Source organism: Verticiella sediminum (assembly GCF_007558815.1).
GTDB lineage: Bacteria > Pseudomonadota > Gammaproteobacteria > Burkholderiales > Burkholderiaceae_B > Verticiella > Verticiella sediminum.
Genome location: NZ_VLTJ01000022.1, coordinates 130086 through 147733 on the forward strand (window position 1 = coordinate 130086; position 17648 = coordinate 147733).

Annotated in this window: 18 protein-coding genes and 1 other RNA gene; 11 read left to right on the top strand and 8 right to left on the bottom strand. The window is 70.9% G+C overall.

All coding sequences use genetic code 11. The annotated features are described in order from the left end of the window. The first annotated feature begins 46 nt into the window (after positions 1–46). The 5 genes from FOZ76_RS11335 (at position 47) to FOZ76_RS11355 (ending at position 5591) form a co-directional block, all read left to right on the top strand. Complete coding sequence (locus tag FOZ76_RS11335) at positions 47–676, top strand: cysteine dioxygenase family protein (RefSeq protein ID WP_143948367.1); 630 nt, start codon at positions 47–49, stop codon at positions 674–676. Continuing rightward, the gene (locus FOZ76_RS11340) at positions 673–1452 is read left to right on the top strand and encodes an enoyl-CoA hydratase/isomerase family protein (protein WP_143948368.1); all 780 of its coding nucleotides are present in this window, start codon (positions 673–675) and stop codon (positions 1450–1452) included. Before FOZ76_RS11335 ends, FOZ76_RS11340 begins: the two co-directional genes overlap by 4 nt. 32 nt (positions 1453–1484) lie before the next feature. Continuing rightward, positions 1485–3614 (top strand): acetate--CoA ligase family protein, encoded by a 2130-nt coding sequence (locus tag FOZ76_RS11345; RefSeq protein ID WP_246129439.1) that lies wholly within the window; start codon positions 1485–1487, stop codon positions 3612–3614. Then, positions 3611–4366: an enoyl-CoA hydratase/isomerase family protein gene (locus tag FOZ76_RS11350; RefSeq protein WP_143948369.1), complete on the top strand. Its 756-nt coding sequence runs from the start codon at positions 3611–3613 to the stop codon at positions 4364–4366. Before FOZ76_RS11345 ends, FOZ76_RS11350 begins: the two co-directional genes overlap by 4 nt. A 229-nt stretch (positions 4367–4595) precedes the next feature. Then, positions 4596–5591: a Bug family tripartite tricarboxylate transporter substrate binding protein gene (locus FOZ76_RS11355; RefSeq protein WP_143948370.1), complete on the top strand. Its 996-nt coding sequence runs from the start codon at positions 4596–4598 to the stop codon at positions 5589–5591. A gap of 9 nt (positions 5592–5600) precedes the next feature. On the opposite strand, the gene gdhA is transcribed toward FOZ76_RS11355, so the two are convergent. The 6 genes from gdhA to ffs all read right to left on the bottom strand — a co-directional run bounded on the left by gdhA (position 5601) and on the right by ffs (position 11678). Further along, positions 5601–6944, bottom strand: coding sequence for an NADP-specific glutamate dehydrogenase (gene gdhA / locus FOZ76_RS11360; RefSeq protein ID WP_143948371.1), 1344 nt, complete (start codon positions 6942–6944; stop codon positions 5601–5603). Between the two features lie 191 nt (positions 6945–7135). Next, on the bottom strand, positions 7136–7756 hold the full coding sequence (locus FOZ76_RS11365; protein WP_143948372.1) for a riboflavin synthase: 621 nt from the start codon (positions 7754–7756) through the stop codon (positions 7136–7138). A gap of 145 nt (positions 7757–7901) precedes the next feature. After that, positions 7902–8513, bottom strand: a complete 612-nt coding sequence (gene recR / locus FOZ76_RS11370; protein ID WP_425473267.1) for a recombination mediator RecR — start codon at positions 8511–8513, stop codon at positions 7902–7904. Positions 8514–8526: 13 nt separating this feature from the next. Continuing rightward, positions 8527–8853: a YbaB/EbfC family nucleoid-associated protein gene (locus FOZ76_RS11375; protein WP_143948373.1), complete on the bottom strand. Its 327-nt coding sequence runs from the start codon at positions 8851–8853 to the stop codon at positions 8527–8529. Further along, positions 8850–11408, bottom strand: a complete 2559-nt coding sequence (gene dnaX / locus FOZ76_RS11380; RefSeq protein ID WP_143948374.1) for a DNA polymerase III subunit gamma/tau — start codon at positions 11406–11408, stop codon at positions 8850–8852. Before dnaX ends, FOZ76_RS11375 begins: the two co-directional genes overlap by 4 nt. A gap of 172 nt (positions 11409–11580) precedes the next feature. After that, positions 11581–11678: signal recognition particle sRNA small type (gene ffs / locus FOZ76_RS11385), an RNA gene on the bottom strand. A 108-nt stretch (positions 11679–11786) separates the two neighbouring features. Between ffs and FOZ76_RS11390 the strand changes: the two genes are divergently transcribed. From FOZ76_RS11390 to FOZ76_RS11415, 6 genes are all read left to right on the top strand, one after another. Next, on the top strand, positions 11787–12101 hold the full coding sequence (locus tag FOZ76_RS11390) for a (2Fe-2S) ferredoxin domain-containing protein (RefSeq protein WP_143948375.1): 315 nt from the start codon (positions 11787–11789) through the stop codon (positions 12099–12101). 43 nt (positions 12102–12144) lie between these two features. Continuing rightward, a complete protein-coding gene (locus tag FOZ76_RS11395; protein ID WP_143948376.1) occupies positions 12145–12801 on the top strand; it encodes an alpha/beta hydrolase in 657 nt (218 codons plus the stop codon). Positions 12802–12990: 189 nt separating this feature from the next. After that, entirely contained in the window at positions 12991–14280 is a 1290-nt protein-coding gene (locus FOZ76_RS11400; protein WP_246129440.1) for a D-alanyl-D-alanine carboxypeptidase family protein, read from the top strand. Between the two features lie 182 nt (positions 14281–14462). Beyond that, a complete protein-coding gene (locus FOZ76_RS11405) occupies positions 14463–14738 on the top strand; it encodes a DUF493 family protein (protein ID WP_143948378.1) in 276 nt (91 codons plus the stop codon). A 9-nt stretch (positions 14739–14747) separates the two neighbouring features. Next, a complete protein-coding gene (gene lipB / locus FOZ76_RS11410) occupies positions 14748–15392 on the top strand; it encodes a lipoyl(octanoyl) transferase LipB (protein ID WP_143948379.1) in 645 nt (214 codons plus the stop codon). Continuing rightward, positions 15389–16243 (top strand): GNAT family N-acetyltransferase, encoded by an 855-nt coding sequence (locus tag FOZ76_RS11415; RefSeq protein ID WP_143948380.1) that lies wholly within the window; start codon positions 15389–15391, stop codon positions 16241–16243. Before lipB ends, FOZ76_RS11415 begins: the two co-directional genes overlap by 4 nt. Positions 16244–16302: 59 nt before the next feature. On the opposite strand, the gene FOZ76_RS11420 is transcribed toward FOZ76_RS11415, so the two are convergent. Next, entirely contained in the window at positions 16303–16833 is a 531-nt protein-coding gene (locus FOZ76_RS11420) for a DUF2165 family protein (RefSeq protein ID WP_425473268.1), read from the bottom strand. A 192-nt stretch (positions 16834–17025) separates the two neighbouring features. Next, the gene (locus FOZ76_RS11425; protein ID WP_143948381.1) at positions 17026–17535 is read right to left on the bottom strand and encodes an ureidoglycolate lyase; all 510 of its coding nucleotides are present in this window, start codon (positions 17533–17535) and stop codon (positions 17026–17028) included. Positions 17536–17648 lie beyond the last annotated feature (113 nt).

The following is a 17648-nucleotide window of genomic DNA, read 5'->3' on the forward strand; positions in this document are numbered from 1 at the left end:
CACCAGCCACCGACGGCCGCGCGCCCTTTTCTCCGAGAACGACTCCATGACCACGCCTGACGACACCCTGGCGCCGCTGCGCGACTACGTCGCGCACATGACGCGCATCGCCGACACCCTGGGCACGCCCGCGGGGCTGGAACAGGCCCGCGCCCTGCTCGCCCAGCTCGTCGCGCGCGACGACTGGCTGCCCGAGGCCTTCGCCCAGCCCCATCCGCAGTTCTATCAGCAATACCTGCTGCACGGCGATCCGCTGGAACGCTTCAGCGTGGTCAGCTTCGTCTGGGGCCCGGGCCAGCGCACCCCCATCCACGACCATTGCACCTGGGGCCTGATCGGCATGCTGCGCGGCGCCGAGCGCGGCCAGCGCTACACGGCGGCCGCCGACGGCAGCGTGCATCCCGACGGCGAGGCGGCCCTGCTCGAACCCGGCGACATCGAACTCGTGTCGCCGGCCACCGGCGACTGGCACGTGGTCGAGAACGCCTACGCCGACCGGGTCTCGATCAGCATCCACGTCTACGGCGGCAACATCGGCGCCATCGCCCGCCACGTCTACGACCCCGCCGCCGGCGTGATCAAGCCCTTCGTATCCGGCTATTCCGCGCCGGTCTCGCCCAACCTGTGGGATCGCTCCGCCCAGGTGCGCGCCACGCTGGCCGGAGGCAAGGCATGAGCGCTTCCGCCCGGCCGCCCGAAGGAAGCGCGACGCTTCCCGAGGCCGCCTCCGGCCTGCACGTCGCGCACGAGGATGGCGTGGCCCGGCTCACGCTGGATCGCCCGCAGCTCGGCAACGCGCTCTCGGCCGAGCTGGTCGAGGCCCTGCTCGCCGCCCTGGCGCAGGCCGAAGCCACGGCCGGCATCCACACCGTGCTCCTGCGCGGCAACGGCCGCCACTTCTGCACGGGATTCGACCTGTCCACGCTGGACGCGCAGAGCGACGGCGACCTGCTGCATCGTTTCGTGCGCGTCGAGACCCTGCTCGCGGCGCTGTGGCATTCGCCGCTGCGCACCGCCGTCCTGGCCCAGGGCCGAACCTGGGGCGCGGGCGCCGACCTCGTCGCCGCCTGCGAGAGCCGCGCCGCGGCGGCGCGCGCGAGCTTTCGCTTCCCGGGCGCGCGCTTCGGGCTGGTGCTGGGCACGCGGCGCCTGGCCGAACGCATCGGCGCCGACCGCGCGCGCCGATGGGTGCTCGACGGTCATGAGGCGCCGGCCGCCGAAGCATGCGCCGCCGGCCTCGTCGAGAGCGTGCTCGCCGAAGGCGACGAGGACGGCTGGTGCGCCGCGCTGCGCGAGTCTTCCGCCGTCGCGCCGGCAACCGCCGCGCGCCTGCGCATGGCCACGCGCCTGGACGCGCGCGACCACGACCTGGCGGCCCTGGTGCGCTCGGCCGCCGACCCCGGCCTGCGCGAGCGCATCCGCGCCTACGTAGCGCAGAACAAGAAGTCCTGATCCATCACGGAACCCTTACGGAGGAACTCCTCGTGACAGCACAGTCCGGCCACTCGCCGCACGCCCTCGAAGCCCTGATGAACCCTCGTTCCGTCGCCGTCATCGGCGCGTCCGAGGACCAGACCAAGTTCGGCGGACGGCTCTATCGCATGCTGCTGCATCATGGCTACGAGGGCACGGTCTATCCGATCAACCCCGGGCGCGACACCTTGTTCGGCCTCAAGACCCATGCCTCGCTGCAAGCGCTGCCGGCGGCGCCGGACATGGTGGTCCTCGCCCTGCCCCGCGACAAGGTCAAGGACCAGATCGCGGCGGCCGCGGAGCGCGGCGCCAAGGGCGGCATCATCATCACTGCCAAGTTCTCGGATGCCGGCCCGGAAGGCGCGGCGATCGAACGCGAGATCGTCGAGATCGCCCGCGCCAAGGGCATGCGCCTGATCGGCCCGAACTGCCTGGGCCTGATCAGCGCGGCCAACCGGGTGGTGCTGTGCTCGTCGCCGGTGCTCGAGCGCAAGCCGCTGCCGCTGAGCCCGATCGGCCTGGTCAGCCAGAGCGGCGCGCTGATGGCCACCCTGTTCGACCGCGCCTGGGATCGCGGCATTGGCTTCACGCACGGCGTGTCGGTGGGCAACCAGGCCGACATCGAGCTGTGCGATGTCGTGGACTACCTGATCGCCGATCCGCGCACACGCGTGATCTGCACCTACATCGAAGGCATCAAGGACGCCGAGCGCTTCGTGCGCACGGCCCGCAAGGCGCGCGCCGCCGGCAAGCCGTGGCTGGCCGTCAAGGCCGGGCGCACCGAGGCCGGCAGCAAGGCGGCGTTCTCGCATACGGCGAGCATCGCCGGCAGCCATGACGTCCTGGCGGCGGTCTGCCGCGACGAAGGCGTGACTCTGCTGGACGATCCCAACGCCATGATCCTGCTCGCGGCCGAGCTGGCCCGCGTGGGCGAGCGGCCGGTACGCCGCATCGGCATCTTCACCACCTCGGGCGGTGGCGGCGCCCTGGCCGCCGACGCGGTGTCCGCGCATGGCCTGGAACTGGCCCGCTTCACCGCCACCACCGAGGCGGCCTTCGCCGACTGGTACAGCCCCGGCCAGGCGCAGAACCCGGTCGACGTCGGCGGGCGCAAGTCCGAGGCCAAGGCCGACCTGGCCCGCGCGACAGTGGCCGCGTTGCTGGACGACGCCAACACCGACGGCCTGCTCCTGCCGATCACCACCGCGCCCGACGTGCCCGGGCTGTGCGCGCAGATTGCCGATGGCGTGCAGGGCGAGCGCGGCGGCAAGCCGGCCTTCGTCGTGATGGAGCCGGGCAAGGCGGGCGACGGCGGACGCGCCAAGCTGGTCGAAGGCGGCGTAACGTACACCGACACGCTCGGCGAGGCCGTGGAAGCCCTCACCGCCTGGGCCACGCGTGCGCCGGCCGCCGATGCGGCCCAGGCGCCGGCGCGTCCCGGCGACATACCGGGGCAGGCGCCGGCGGCCGCCGCCACGCTCAACGAGTCCGACAGCAAGGCCCTGCTCGCACAGTACGGCGTGCCGGTGGGCGCCGACCTGACCGCGGCCAGCGTCGAGCAGGCGGTGCAGCATGCGCGCTCGCTGGGCTATCCGGTCGTCATGAAGATCGTGTCGCCGGACGTGGTGCACAAGAGCGACGCCGGCGGCGTGCGCCTGGACATCCAGGACGACGAGGCGGTGGCCGCTGCCTGGCGGCGCATCCACGACGACGTGCGCAAGGCCGTGCCGCAGGCGCGCATCGACGGCATCTCGATCCAGAACCAGGCGCGCGGCAAGCTCGAACTCATCGTCGGCGCGCGCCGCGACCCGCAGTTCGGCCCGGTGGTCGTGGTCGGCGCGGGCGGCATTTTGGTGGAACTGCTGCCCACGCCGCTGATCCTGCGCGCGCCGGCCGCGCCGGAGGCCGTCAAGCGGCTGCTGCAGACCCTGCCGGTCTGGCCGATCCTGGCCGGCTATCGGGGCACGCCGCTCGCCGTCGACGCCGTGGTCGACGCCATCGTGCGCGCGAGCTGGCTCGCCGCCGACCTGGGCAGCCAGGATTTCGAGTTCGACATCAACCCGCTCATCGTCGCCGCCGACCGTTGCGTCGCGGTCGATGCGCGCATCCGCATCGGCAACACCGAGGAGACATCCGCATGACTCAAGCCTACGAACGCATCACCGTCGCCGACAACGACGACGGCACCACGCTCATCACGATCAACCGCGCCGAGCGGCGCAACGCCATCTGCCGGCTCACGGCGATCGAACTGCAGCAGGCGTTCGCGGCCTTCGACGCCAACGACGCGCAGCGCGTAGCCGTCATCACCGGGGCGGGCGACGAAGCCTTCTCGGGCGGCGCCGACGTGACCGACCTGCCCGAACTCTGGCGCTGCATCCCCACGGTCGGGATCACCACCGAGAAGCCCGTGATCTGCGCCACCGCCGGCTGGTGCGTGGGCGGCGCCCTGGTCCTCGCCATGATGGCCGACCTCATCGTCGCCGCGGACAACGCCAAGTTCTCCTATCCCGAAGCGCGGCTGGGCTTCACGGGCGGCATGATCGCCGAGCTGGCCAACCGCATTCCGCACCATGCCGCGATGGACCTGATCCTGATCGGCCGCCCGATCGACGCGCAGCGCGCCTACCAGCTCGGCTTCGTCAACGAGGTCGTGCCCAAGGGCGAGCAGGTGCGCGCGGCGCTCGCCATGGCCGCCGAGCTGGCGGCCTCCTCGCCGCTGGTGCTGCGCACGCTCAAGCGCTTCGTCAACGAGAGCGTCATGACCGCCGGGCCCTCCGTGCTCGCCGCGCGCACGCAGCGCGACCTGGGGCGGGTGCGCGAAAGCGAGGACGCCAAGGAAGGCGTCGCCGCCTTCCGCGAGAAGCGCAAGCCGCGCTACCAGGGCCGCTGAGCGCGCCCACCGACCTGCATCCCTGCGCTGGCGGGGATACATAGCGCTACCCCCCAGTTCCTGCTGTCCCCCCGGCGCCGCGTAACGGCGTCAGGGCATTGTTCGTCCCCAACAACCGAACCACCCGCCCTCCAAGAGGTGTTTGACATGAAACGACCCCCACGCTCACTTCGTTCGCTGCCCCCCAAGGGGGCTTCAGCCTCCTTCGGGCGGCCGCGCGGAGGCTGACATGTACCCGAACCACTCCCCCCGCCTGCTCCGCCGCCGACTGCTCCGGACCCTGTTCGCCCTGCCGCTGGGGCTCGCCTGCGCAGCCCATGGGCCGGCCCTGGCCGCGCAGGACTGGCCGGCCAAGCCGATCACGCTGATCGTGCCCTACCCGGCCGGCGGCAACTCCGACACGATCGCGCGGCTGGTCGCCGAGAACCTGCGCAAGCAGCTCGGCACGGACATCATCGTCGAGAACAAGGGCGGCGCCGGCGCGACCATCGGGGCGCGCGCCGCCGCCTCCGCCGCGCCAGACGGCTACACGCTGCTGCTCGCGCCGACCGCGGTGATGGCCATCACGCCGCATCTGCGCACGGTGCCCTACAAGCCGTCGGAGTTCGCGCCCGTGGCCAACGTCTCGGGCAGCTACGGCATCGTCGCCGCGCGCAAGGACCTGCCGGCCAACACGATGGACGAACTGGTCGAGCTGGCGAAATCCCAGCCGGGCAAGCTCACCTTCGGCTCGGCCGGTCCGGCCACCGCCACCCACCTGGCCGGCGTCATGGTGGCCCGCGCCGCCGGCATCGATCTCATGCACGTACCCTACAAGGGCTCGATCGAAGCGCTCAACGACCTGCTGGGCGGGCAGATCGATCTCATCTTCGATCCGGTCGCCCTGTCCCAGGTCAAGGCGGGCAAGTTGAAGGCGCTCGCCAGCAGCAGCCAGCGCCGCAACCCGGAGCTGCCGGACGTGTCCACCCTCAAGGAACTGGGCTACGACGTCGACACGCGTAGCTGGTTCGGGCTCTTCGTGCCGGCGGGCACGCCCGAGCCCGTCATCGACAAGATCGCCACCGGCCTGGAAGCCGCCCTCGCGCAGCCGGAGATCACCGACGTGATGCTGAAGTTCAGCCAGTTCCCGCAGTTCCAGGGGCCGGAGGCGTTCGCCCGCCGCATCGCCGACGACGACGCCTTCTTCAAGAGGCTGATCACCGACGAGGGCATCAAGGTCGAGTAAGGCAGGGCCTCAGCACCAGCCCTGCCCGATCAGGGCGTCGGCCACCTTGACGAAGCCGGCGACGTTGGCGCCGTCGACATAGCTCACGGCGCCATCGCCCTGCGCGCCGTACTGCACGCACGCGGCGTGGATCGACTGCATGACGTGGCGCAGGCGGGCATCGACCTCGTCGCGCGGCCAGGACAGGCGCAAGGCATTCTGCGACATCTCGAAGCCCGAGGTGGCCACCCCGCCGGCGTTGCTCGCCTTGCCGGGCGCGAACAGCACGCCGGCCGCCTCGAACGCATGGGTGGCGCTCAGCGTGCAGGGCATGTTGGCGCCTTCGGCCACGCACACCACGCCGTTCTCGATCAGGCGGCGCGCGTCCTGCTCGTCGAGCTCGTTCTGCGTGGCGCACGGCAGCGCCACGTCGACCGGCACGTGCCACGGCCCCTTGCCGGGCAGATAGTCCACGCCGATGCGCTCGGCATACTCGCGCACCGTCTTGCGCTCCTCGTTGCGCATCTGCATGAGCAGGGCGAGCTTGCCCGGGTCGAAGCCGGCCTCGTCCACCGCCGTCCCCTGCGAGTCCGACACGGTCACCACGCGCGCACCCAGCGAGAGCGCCTTTTCGATGGCGTACTGCGCGACGTTGCCCGAGCCCGACACCGACACGCGCATGCCTTCGATCGACTGGCTGCGCCGCGCCAGCATTTCCTCGACGAAATACACCAGCCCGTAGCCGGTGGCCTCGGGACGGATCAGGCTGCCGCCGAAGGACAGCCCCTTGCCGGTGAACACCGAGGAGGCCGTATTGGTGATCTTCTTGTACGCACCCGCCATGTAGCCGACTTCGCGCCCACCCACCCCGATGTCGCCCGCGGGAACGTCCGTATCCGGCCCGATATGGCGGTACAGCTCGGTCACCAGGGCCTGGCAGAAGCGCTTGACCTCACCGTCCGACTTGCCCTTGGGGTCGAAATCCGCCCCGCCCTTGCCACCGCCCATGGGCAGCGTGGTGAGCGCATTCTTGAAGGTCTGCTCGAAGCCGAGGAACTTCAGGATCGACAGGTTCACGGACGGATGAAAGCGCATGCCGCCCTTGTAGGGACCGATGGCCGCACTGTGCTGCACGCGCCAGGCGCGGTTGATGCGCGTGCGGCCGCTGTCGTCGGTCCATGCCACGCGGAACTGGACGATGCGATCGGCTTCGACCAGGGTCTCGAGCAGCGCAGCGTCGCGATAACGCGGGTTGTTGTCGATGAAGCCCCAGAGGCTTTGCATGACTTCGCCGACGGCCTGATGGAACTCGGGCTGGCCCGGGTTGCGGGCCGCGACGTGGGCCATGAACTGGTCGAGGTTCTGGTACTGCATGGTAGGGTCTCCTTGCGGCGTGGGGGTGGGTCAGGGCCGCTATCTTAGTTTGCACAGCGTGGCCGGCGGTGTCCGGGACGCTGCGATGCCTGCCTGGCCGGTCGGCCGCGCAGGCGCCACGGCCGGCCGATGCGCGGCCGGCCCCGGCGGGACGAGCTCGCCGCGCTCCGACGCGGTGCCGGGTGGCGTTATCAGCCGGTCTTCATGTCCTGCAGCATGCGCTGCACGTAGCGCGCGATCATGTCCACCTCGAAGTTCACCTTGCTGCCCGGCTGCAGATGCTTCAGGGTGGTCATGGCGATGGTGTGCGGAATCAGGTTGATGCTGGCATCGCTGCCTTCGGGGCCATCCGCCACGCGGTTCACGGTGAGGCTCACGCCGTTGATGGCGATCGAGCCCTTGTACGCCAGGTAGCGGCCGAAGGCGGCGGGTACGCGCACGACGAGTTCGTGGGATTCGCCCACCGGGGCGAACCGGACGACCTCGGCGATGCCGTCGACGTGGCCCGACAGGATGTGGCCGCCGAGGGCGTCGCCCATGCGCAGGGCCTTCTCGAGGTTCACTTCGCCGGGTGCGTCCAGGCCGACGGTCAGGCGCAGACTCTCGTGCGAGATGTCCACGCTGAAGACCTTGCCCTCCATGCCGGTGACGGTCATGCAGGCGCCCTGCAGGGCGATCGAGTCGCCTTCCTTGACGTCGGCGAGGCCGAGGTCGGCGCTGTCGACGAACAGGCGCAGGCCGGCGTATTCGCCGGCGTCCTGGGATTCGACTCGGACGATGCGCCCGATGGCGGCAACGATGCCGGTAAACATGGTGTTCCTCGCAGTCAGTAAGGATCGATAAGGAGGCAGCGACACAGGCGGCCGGTGCTGCCCGTGGGACGTGCGGCAGGACATCGCGGGAACGCCGCGCGGCCCTGCGCCGCGCCCGCGACGGGAACTGGAACGGGCATGCTCGTCAACTGCGGCGCTCGGCCAGCGCCCACGCGACCGTGCCGGCATCGACGTACTCGAGCTCGCTGCCCGCCGGTACGCCACGCGCCAGACGGGTGACGGTCAGGCCGCGCGCGCGCAGGGCATCGCCCAGGTAGTGGGCCGTGACGTCCCCTTCCGCGGTGAAGCTCGTGGCCAGGATGACTTCGCGCACCACCCCATCGGCGGCGCGCTCGAGCACCCGCGCCAGGCCGATCTCCTCGGCGCCCGCTCCGCCCAGCGGCGACAGCCTGCCCATCAGGATGTAGTACAGGCCGCGATAGCCATGGCTGGCCTCGATCACGTTCTGGTCGGCCGGGGTCTCGACGATGCAAAGCTGGGTGGCATCGCGCCGCGGGTCGGCGCACAGGGCACAGATGGGCTCCACCGAGAACGTGTTGCAGCGTTCGCAATGGCGCAGCTCGGTGAGCGCCTGGGCCAGCGCCTGCGTGAGCGCGATCGCCCCGGGCTGGTCGTGCTGGAGCAGGTGGTAGGCCATGCGGCGCGCGCTCTTGACGCCCACACCGGGCAGGCGGCGCAACGCGCCGATCAGCGCCGCCAGGGGCGCCGGGTCGGCGAGTTCTTGGTCCAGTGCCATCGGATGCCGGGTTTCAGAAGGGCAGCTTCATCCCCGGCGGCAGCGGCAGGCCGGAGGTCACCGAAGCCATCTTCTCCTGCGAGGTGGTCTCGACCTTGCGCAGCGCATCGTTCATGGCGGCGGCGACGAGATCCTCGAGCATGTCCTTGTCCTCGCCGAGCAGGCTGGGATCGATCTGGACGCGCTTGACATCGTGCCGGCAGGTCATGCTGACCTTGACCAGGCCGCCGCCCGCCACGCCGTCGACGACGATCTCGGCGAGCGCTTCCTGGGCCTTCTTGACGTTTTCCTGCATTTGCTGCGCCTGGCGCATCAGGCCGGCAAGCTGTCCTTTCATCATGATGCTCTGTCCTCGTTGGTCTTGCTTAAGGGTTTGATGGAGCCCGGCACGATCTGCCCGTCGAACTGTTCGACCAGCGCCCGCACGAATGGGTCCTCGGCAATGGCTTGCTCGGCCTCGCGCTGGCGGGCGTCGCGTTCGGTCTGGGCGACAGCATGCGCGGTGCCGGCGCCGGTGGCGCCGACCTGCATGCGCACCTGGATCGGCCGGCCGAAGTGGCGCGACAGCGCAGCGCGCAGGCGCTCGACCGAGGGGCCCTGCGCCATCGGCTGGGCCGGCACGGTGAAGGTAATGACGTTGCCCTCGACGCCCATCCACTCGGCCTGGCGCGCCAGTTCGGCCGACAGGCCCTTCAGGGGCAGACGGGTGGCCAGCACGTGCCAGGGCTCGGCAAGCACGATGGGCTCGTCGGCGCGCGCACGGGCAGCCGGGCGCCGAGACTCGGGCGCGGCGGGCTCGTAAGGGGATTCGTAAGAACGGGCCTCGGCCGCGGAGCCGGCGGCCGCGGGCTCCCAGTCCGGGGGCGCCGGGTTCTCGGATTCGTAATCGTCCCAGGCCGGCGGCTCGACCGGGCCGGGCGCAGCCTCCTCCTCCCACGGCGGCGGCGCAGCCGCGCTGGCGCGCCGGGTGGCCGGCGCGGCCGCCAGCGGCGCGGCGGCGGCGCCGGCCGCAGACCGGCCCGGCGGCTGACGCGGCGACGACGGCGCGGCGGGCGGCGCGGACTCCGCTTCCGGCGCGGCGCCGGCTTCGGATGCCGACACGTCGGGCGCGGCTGCCGCCCCCGCCTGAACGGCGGCGACAGCCTCGGGCAGCGGCTCGGCCGCCGCGGACGGGAGGGCCGCCGCAGATTCGGGTTGGTCGTGGTGCGCTACGGTTGCGGATCCGGGCTCGGCATCGCGCGCCGCGGCCCCGGATTCGGGTTCGGCGCCGCGCGTTACGGCCGCGGATTCAGGCTGGGCGTCGCGCGCAGCGGTTGCGGAGTCGGGTGCGTCGTCATGCGCGGCAGCCTTGGCCTGCCCGCCGGCAACCGGCGCGGCATGGCCCGGCTGCGCGGCGGCCGGCGCGGCCGATCCCGCAGACGGGATAGGCGCAGGCGCAGCGGCGCGCGCCGGAAACGGCAGGTCCTCGCGGGGCGCTGGCACGGACGCGGTGGAAACACGGGATGCAGTGGGTGCCGCGGGCGCTGCGGACGCCGAGGGTGCTGCGGGCGCTGCCGGGCCGGCGGCAGCGGCGGCCGGCGCCTGGCGTGGCCCCGATGCGCGGCCGGCCTGGCCGCGCAAGGCGGCGAGCGCCGCGCGCGCGGCCGCCGGGCCGCTCTGTGCCGGCGCACTGGCGCCGGCGGCAGGGGCCGCAGCACCGGCGGCGGGTGCCGTGGCGCCGGCGGCTGCCATCGCTGCGGTGGCGGCCGCGCCGACCTGCACGGGCGCTGGCGTGCCGCCAACGGGCGGATCGCCAGCGCCGGCAGCGTCGCCCTCGGCGACGAAGGCGAGCATGCGCAGGCAGGCCATGACGAAACCCGCGTACTCGTCCGGCGCGAGCGCCAGCTCCGGGCGGCTGTGCAGGGCGATGGAATAGAAGAGCTGGGTCGCATCGGGCGACATCTGGCCGGCCAGGCGACGGATGTCCTCGGCCAGCGGGGCGTCGTCGGCGGGCATGCCAGGGATGCGCTGGGCCATGGCGATCTGCGCGAGCAGGCTGGCCAGGTCGCCTAGCGCACTCGCGTAGGACAGGCTGCGCGCGGCCAGCTCGTCGGCCACCGCCACCATGCCGGGCCCATCGCCGGCCACCAGCGCATCCAGCAGGCGCACCAGGTAGCGCTGGTCGATGGCGCCCAGCATGCCGCGCACGGCATCCTCGGACACGTTGCCGCCGCTGTAGGCGATCGCCTGGTCGGTGAGCGAGAGCGCGTCGCGCATGGAGCCGCGCGCGGCCTGGCCGATCAGGCGCAACGCGCCCGGCTCGGCCGGGACTTCCTCGGCCTCGAGCACCTGCTCGAGGTGGCGCGCCACGGATTCGGGCGGCATCTGCTTGAGGTTGAACTGCAGGCAGCGCGACAGCACCGTCACCGGAATCTTCTGGGGATCGGTGGTCGCCAGGATGAACTTGACGTGCGGCGGCGGCTCCTCGAGCGTCTTCAACATGGCGTTGAAGGCGTGCCCGGTGAGCATGTGCACTTCATCGATCATGTAGACCTTGAAGCGGCCGGCCGAGGGGGCGTAGACGGCCTGCTCGAGCAGGCGGGTCATTTCCTCCACCCCGCGGTTGGAGGCCGCGTCGAGCTCCAGGTAGTCCACGTAGCGATCGGCATCGATGCCGGTGCAGGCGGCGCACTTGCCGCAAGGCGTGGGCGTGATGCCCTGCTCGCAGTTCAGCGCCTTGGCCAGTATGCGCGAGAGCGTGGTCTTGCCCACGCCGCGCGTGCCCGTGAAGAGCCAGGCATGGTGCAGCCGTTGCGTGGTGAGCGCCTGCGTCAGCGCACGCACCACGTGCTCCTGGCCGACCAGGGTATCGAAGGATCGCGGCCGCCATTTGCGGGCCAGCACGAGATAAGTCATGGCGGCATTTTAGAGTCAGTCAGGCGCGGGCGATACGCGGACTGCGCGCCGGCCGCCATCGGCGGCCGCACCCGCATGCCGGCGCCGAAAATCGTTCCGGCACGGCGAGGACACGGGGGGTGGGGAGGACGCTGCGCGAACGGTCGACACACGCCCGCACAACGGCAGAAAGAAGGGCGGGCCTGGCTTCGGCACTGCCGGATAACGACTATGGCTGCTTCGTTCCCGACCTGACCAGGTTCACCGCTCCGTCATGCGAAGGGGCCCGCAGCGACATTCTAACAGAGTCGGCGGCGGCGCTCGTCGCCCCGCCCGCGGGCTCGCGGGCCACCGCGGCCGGGCGCAATACAATGGGGCTTCACCCAGCGAGAGGATGCCGTGAGCCACTATCGCCACCATGTTTTCTTCTGTACCAACCAGCGCGAGCCGGGTGCGGACCGGCCGAGCTGCAACAACTGCGGCGCCTCGAGCGCCCAGGAGCATGCCAAGCGCAAGGTCAAGGAGCTCGGCCTGTCGGGCGCGGGCAAGGTCCGCATCAACAAGGCCGGCTGCCTGGACCGCTGCGAGGAAGGCCCGGTGCTCGTGGTCTACCCCGAGGCCGTCTGGTACACCTACGTCGACGTCGCCGACATCGACGAGATCATCGAGTCGCACCTCGTGCGCGGCGTACCCGTCGAACGGCTGATGCTGTGAACGCGCGACTTCCATCCATTCAAGCCCCGAGAGCCAGCGCCCGATGAGCGTGCATCCCGATACCCTGGCGCTGAACGGCCATGCCGGCGCCGTCGATTGCGCCCTCGACTGGCCGGCGCAGGCGCCGCGCGGCTGGGCCCTGCTCCTGCATCCGCACCCGCTGTATGGCGGCGCGCGCGGCAACAAGGTGGTCACCACGCTGGCCCGCGCCTGCACCCTGGCCGGGCTGCTCGCGGTGCGTCCCGACTTTCGCGGGGTCGGACGCTCCGGCGGCACCTATGACGAGGGCCGCGGCGAGGCCGACGACATGCTCGGCCTGCCCGCCCAACTGCTCGAACGCTTTCCCGAGCTGCAAGGCCTGCCCTTCGTGCTCGGCGGCTTCTCGTTCGGCAGCGCGGTCGCGAGCCAGGTCGAGGCGCGCGCCGATCAGGCCGGCCTGCCGCCGCGCGTCGGCGTGATGCTGGTCGGCGCCGCGGTGGAACGCTTCGAGGTTGCGCGGGTGCCGCCCGACACGCTGGTCGTGCACGGCGAACAGGACGACACCATCGCGCTCGCCAGTGTGCTCGACTGGGCGCGTCCGCAGGATCAGCCCGTGGTGGTGATCCCCGACGCCAGCCATTTCTTCCACGGCAAGCTGGTGCCGTTGCGCCGGGTGGTCGAGAACTACCTGCGGCTCGTACTGCCGGCACACGCCGGGTGACCGGCCCGGACGGCTTGCGCGCATCGAGCCCGACCGTCCGGTTTCAGGTCGTTTCAAGCACGGCGCGGCGGCGGCAGGGGCACTGCCTATAATGCCCGCTTCGGTTTTTCCGCGCCCGGCAAGCCGAATCGCCCGGGCGCCCGTCCCACACCCGCACCTCACACTGTCGTCATGAAGCCTTCCCGTACGATGTCTTCCCTCCTGGCCCGGCCCTGCGAGCGGCGTGCCACGGAGGGCGCCGCGTTGCGTCCCGCCGCCTGGCGTCTGCGCGCCGGAGCGCTGGCCATGGCGTTCGCGCTGGCCGGCACGGCCCCCGCGCTGCACGCCGCCGACCAGACCGCCCCGCAAACCGGCACGAGCAGCACCACCCTGGCCCCGGCGCCGCAGCCGGTCACCACCGTGGCCGAGCTGTCCTCGCTGCCCGCGCCGAACATCGCCGCGCGTGCCTGGATCTCGGTGGACGCGACCACCGGCCAGGTGATCGCCGCGACCGACCCCGACATACGCGTGGAACCCGCCTCGCTCACCAAGGTCATGACCGCCTACCTGGTCTTCAAGGCCCTGGACGAGAAGCGCCTGACGCTCGAGCAGCAGGTGCCGGTCTCGGAACATGCCTGGCGCACGGGCGGTTCACGCATGTTCATCGAACCGCGCAAGCCGGTCACCGTGGGCGAACTGATCCAGGGCATGATCGTGCAATCGGGCAACGACGCCTCGGTCGCGCTGGCCGAGGCCGTGGCCGGCAGCGAGTCGGCCTTCGCCGCGCTGATGAACCAGGAAGCCGAGCGCCTGGGCATGACGGGCACGCACTTCACCAACTCCACCGGCCTGCCCGACGCCGATCACTACACCACCGTGCGCGACCTTTCCGTGCTGGCCTCGCACATCGCCCAGGACTACCCCACGCAGTACGAGTACTACCGCCAGCGCGAGTACACGTACAACAACATCACCCAGCCCAACCGCAACCGCCTGCTGTGGCTGGACCCGACGGTCGACGGCATGAAGACCGGCCACACCGAGGCCGCCGGCTACTGCCTGATCGCCTCGGCGCTGCGCGGCGACCGTCGCGTGGTGACCGTCGTGGTCGGCACGGCCAGCGAGACCGTGCGCGCGCAGGAGAGCCTCAAGCTCCTGAACTGGAGCTTCCAGAACTTCGATTCGGTGCAGCTCTACGCAGCCAACCAGCCGGCCGTCGAGGCGCGAGTATGGAAGGGCGCCGCCGACCAGGCCAAGCTCGGCGCGACCAACCCCATCCGCGTGACCGTGCCGCGCGGCCAGGCCGCGCAACTGCAGCCGGTGGTCGAGCGCACCGATCCGCTGGTCGCCCCGCTGGAGCAGGGCCAGCCGGTCGGCACCCTCAAGCTGGTGCTCAACGGCCGCGTGCTCAGCCAGACGCCGCTCACGGTGCTCGAACCGGTGGCCGAGGCGAGCTTCTTCGGCCGCATGTTCGACGCGATCCGCATGCGCTTCGAATAAGGCAGGTCGCCGCGGCGTCCTGCCTTGGCCGGCGTGGCGGCGCCCCGTGCGCCGCGTCGGCCCGCCGGGCCCGGCGGGCCTTGTCGATGCGGGGATACACCCCCATCTACGGGTGATCCGCATGCGCCCGCATGCCACCCGATCGCCCGGCCCGCGGCCGTGTCCTACAGCAAGGTGATGCCATGACCCAGATTCCCGCCGACCAGTCCCTCATCGAGTATCCGAGCGACTTTCCCATCAAGGTGATGGGCCGGCAGCATCCGGAGTTCGCCCAGCGCCTGACCGAGGTGGTGCTGGTCCACGCGCCCGACTTCGATCCGGCCACGGTGGAGATGCGGCCCAGTTCGGGCGGCAACTACATCGGCCTGACCTTCACCGTGCGCGCCACCTCGCGCGAGCAGCTCGACAACCTGTATCGCGCCCTGACCTCGCACGAGATGGTCGCCTACGTGCTGTAAGCAGGCAGCATGCAGCGCCGCTGGCTGACGCCCAGGCCCGCGCCCTACCAGCCCGTCTGGGAGGCGATGCGGGCCCACACGTCGGCGCGCCGCGCCGACACCCCGGACGAGATCTGGCTCGGCGAGCATGCGCCGGTCTATACGCTGGGCCTGGCCGGCAAGCGCGAGCACCTGCTCGCCACCGGCGAGATCCCGGTCGTGCCGACCGACCGCGGCGGCCAGGTCACCTACCACGGGCCCGGCCAGGTGATGGCCTACGTGCTGTTCGACCTGCGGCGCAGCGGCTACTTCGTGCGCGAGTACGTGTACCGCCTCGAGAGCGCGATCATCGACACACTCGCCGCCTTCGGCATCGAGGATGCGCGCCGCGAGCCCGGTGCGCCCGGCGTCTACGTGCCCCACCCCGACCGGCCCCAGGCGCAGGCGGCCAAGATCGCCGCGCTCGGGATCAAGGTCAGCAACGGCTGCACCTATCACGGCGTGTCGCTGAATGTCGACATGGATCTTTCCCCCTTTGACGGCATCAACCCCTGCGGCTACGCTGGGTTGGCCACCGTCGACATGGCGGGCTGCGGTGTACGCGCCGACCTCGTCAGCGTCGGCGAACGCCTGGCGGACGCCCTATCGGCACAACTCACACGGAGGGACCGATGAGCGCAGGTGCTTACCCGATCCACACCATGGCCAAGGCCGATCTCGCCCTGGCGCTGGCCTGGGCCAGCGACGAAGGCTGGAACCCGGGGCTGGCCGACGGCCCGGCCTTTCATGCGGCCGACCCGGATGGCTTTCTGCTGGCGCGGCGCGACGGCGTGGCCGCCGGCTGCGTCTCGCTGGTGCGTTACGACGACCGCTATGCCTTCCTCGGCCTGTACCTGGTGCAGCCGGCGTTTCGCGGGCAAGGCCTGGGCAGGGCGCTCTGGCAGGCGGCGCTCGAACGCGGCCAGGGCTGCGTCATCGGCCTGGACGGCGTGCCGGCCCGGCAAGACGACTACCGCGCGGCCGGCTTCGTGCTGGCGCACCGGAACCTGCGCTTTGCCGGCATGGCGGCCCCGGACCCCCGCCCCGAACCGGCAGTGACGGAACTGGCCGACCTGCCGTTCGAGCAGGTCCTGGCCTATGACCGCCATGGCTTCCCGTCGCATCGCCCGCATTTCCTGAAGGCCTGGACCCACTACCCCGGCGGCTGCGCCCTGGCGTACGAGGGCGACGACGGCGAGCTGCAGGGCTACGGCGTGCTGCGCCCCTGCGTGACGGGCAGCAGGATCGGCCCGCTGTTTGCCGACACGCCCGAGATCGCCGATGCGCTGTTTCGCGCGCTGCGCGCGGCGGCGCCGGCCGGCACTCCCGTCTACCTGGACGTGCCGGAGAACCAGCCGCAGGCCATGGCACTGGCCCAACGCTACGGCCTGCAGCCGCAGTTCGAGACGGCGCGCATGTACCGGGGCGATGCGCCCGAGGTCGACGCAACCCGCATCTACGGCGTCACGACCTTCGAGCTGGGGTGACGCGGCCGGCCTGAGCGCACGGCGGCGGCCATGGCCGTTGCCCGGCCGCCGACGCGGTGTCAGCCCTCGTCGGGCAGCGCGACGAAGATCAGCACCGCCAGGATGGTGATGAAGAAGCGGAACGCGCTTTCGATGCCGTTCCATTGCTGGGACATCCACATGCCGAACCATTCGCCGCCGATGCTCATGAAGCCCACCTGCCAGACCAGAAAGCCCAGCATCAGCCCGGCATAGGCGGCATGCTTGGCGCGCTGGAACTGCGCCAGCGGCGCGCGCAGGCGCAGCAGCATGCGCCACGCGCCCAGCCAGCACAGCAGGGCCACCATGCTCTCGAGCGCGATGATGAAGACATAGGCGGCATGGTGCAGCGCCGGCGACTCGATGGCGCGATAGCCGATGGTCGCATCGGGGAAGATCGTGTCCATGCGCAGGACATGCTCGACGAAGGCGAAGTTCGTCCCGTAGTCGGTGATGTTGCCGAACGCCACCAGGCTCGCGAAGAAGGCGATGGCAGCCACCGCCATCACCTTGCACGAGCGCAACACCGGAAACGCACCTTCGAACGCGAACCTGCCGTCACTCCGCCTCACGATCCATCCTCCGCACAAATCGCACAGCTTGTCATCATGCAAGTACGCAGGACAAGTGCGGCTGGTGCAAGCCGTTTTGCGCAAATCGACATCGACAAACGGGCCGGCCGACCGGCTCATGGCTCATGGCTCATGGCTCGTGGCTCGTGGCTCGCACGCGGACCGCAGACCTCGCGCCTCACGACCGGCGCCTCACACCTCGCGCCAGGCAAGCAGGCGCTGCGCGGCCGGCGCCAGCTCGATGCGATCGCAGTTGGGCCCGGCCCCCAGGCGGTCGATCATGACGAAGGTCGCGGGCTGATCGACCGCCAGCAGCACATGGTGCCAGACGCCGCGCCGGTAGTTCACGCCCTGCTGCCCGTTGGTGACGAACGCACGCAGGGCATGCCCCTCCACGCGCTCGCCCACGGGCGCGACGACCACCACGAAGCGCGCACCCGCGAGCGGGATGAACGCCTGGCTCGACAGGGGATGGCGCTCCAGAACCTGAACGCGCAATGGCAGACAATAGGGCTGGGCATGCGCCAGGCTGATGCCGGCCCTGCCGTCCTGCGCCAGCACGTCGACCTCGGCGAGGTCGTCGTAGCGTTGCACCTGTTGCTGGTTGATGTAATGAAACGGCCGGCCTTCGGTCTCGATCACCTCGCCGAAGGGTAGAAAAGCGTCCGCGGTCAGCGGTTCGGGATGCAGCAGTTCAATCATGGTCGCGAAGGCAGGAGGGAAGGAAGAAATAGGACGAAGACAAGGACAGCGGGCGCTCGAGGCGGTGGTACGGTTGGCGTCCTTCATGCATAATCGGCCCAACTGGTAATACC